Source organism: Burkholderia sp. ZZQ-2 (assembly GCF_050768715.1).
Lineage (GTDB): Bacteria > Pseudomonadota > Gammaproteobacteria > Burkholderiales > Burkholderiaceae > Burkholderia > Burkholderia cepacia.
Window position 1 is genome coordinate 1 of the sequence record NZ_LDVA01000003.1, and the last position, 1,442, is coordinate 1,442.

1 protein-coding gene is annotated in these 1,442 nt (G+C 67.6%); it reads right to left on the minus strand.

The window, feature by feature from the left end; genetic code table 11:
• Positions 1-16: 16 nt before the first annotated feature.
• Entirely contained in the window at positions 17-1,300 is a 1,284-nt protein-coding gene (locus ABY44_RS00015) for an isoprenylcysteine carboxylmethyltransferase family protein (protein WP_027790879.1), read from the minus strand.
• Positions 1,301-1,442: the final 142 nt, after the last annotated feature.

Sequence of the window (1,442 nt, forward strand, 5' to 3'; positions counted from 1 at the left end):
GCCTTGCGCCGCCGCGTCAGGCCGGCGCGCGCTGCCCGAACGCCTGCCTCATCCGCGCGAACAACCCGTGCTGCGCGATCCATTCGGCATACGCGCGATAGTCGGGGTCGCGCATCAGGTGCCGTTCCTCGGTCTTCGCCCGCGTGTAGTAGATCAGGTTGACCGCGACGAGCCCCGCGCAGTGCATCAGCCCGACCTGCCAGCCGAGCGGTTCGACGAACGGCACCGACACCATCCAGTACGACAGGTTCTTCGTGATGTACGCCGGATGCTTCGTGAAGCGGTACGGGCCCGACGTGATGATCCCGCGGTTGGTGAGGTTCGAGAAACGCAGCCCGAACGAGATCGTGCACAGCGCGTAGGTCAGCAGCAGCAGGATGATCACCGTGCCCCAGATCACGCGCAGCGTCGGGGCCGACAGCAGCCAGTTGTCCCAGAACAACGTGCCTTCGTAGCGGATGTAGTTGTTCGAGAACAGCGACCAGAACGGCTGGTAGCACATCAGCGCGGCTACCCAGCCGAGCGTCGTCGGCTCGACGGTGCGCACGTGGCTGTCGAGGATGCGGAACGTGCACAGGTAGCCGACGGTGCCGAACATCAGGTCCATCGTGAACGACAGGTCGTACATGAACATGAAGGTCGCGATCGTCGCCGGCGCGTGCATCGCGTTCGCGAGCGACGCGGTCAGGTGATCGGCGTCCTTCGACAGGTAGACGGTCATCAGCGGCAGGAAGAACGCCTTCACGCCCCAGCCGGCCAGCATTTCGCGCACCGGCTTCCAGCTCGCGGGCTGCTCGCGGCGGAACAGGAAGCGGCCCCACAGCAGGTACGCGTCGTCGGTCTCGCGCTGGTGGCGATCCATCCACGCGAAGTAGAACGGCGCGGCGACGATCACGTACGGCGCGAGCGAGCGCAGCAGCGACCAGAACGGCCGGTAGAACGCGCCGTGGTATTCGGGCAGCAGCCAGTAGATCGCGCCGATGCCCGCATAGATCGACGCCAGCGCGCCGAGCCGCGTCGCGACGCGCGCGATGCCGAGCGGGCGGACGGCCTGCCGCGACAGGCCCGCGCTCGGGCGCAGGTAGACGCGCGAGATGAAGATTTCGTGCAGCGCGATCGTGCCGATGATCGCGAGGCTGGCGATGACCGCGCGCGTGGCTGCATCGAAAGTCGGCTGGCCGCGCGTGATCCACAGCGCGAACAGTCCGGCGGCGATGCCGAGCAGGCCGGCGCGCAGGGGCGTGGCGGAACGGGGCGGGCGGTCCTGGACCGCGGCGATGCCGTCAAGCGTGGAGTTCATGATCGGATCCTCGTACGGGTGAAGGCCGGCGCCCCCGCTTGGCGGGTGACGCCGGCCGTCGGCCGGGCTTTGTATGGATGCGCGCCCGGCCATTGGCCTGTGGTTCTGATAGGTAAAGCGTTACTTCTTGGTGCCGCCGCCC

Bases quoted from the DNA above. Each gene is read 5' to 3' on its own strand.
- ABY44_RS00015 (WP_027790879.1), bottom strand. From the start codon at position 1,300: ATGAACTCCACGCTTGACGGCATCGCCGCGGTCCAGGACCGCCCGCCC.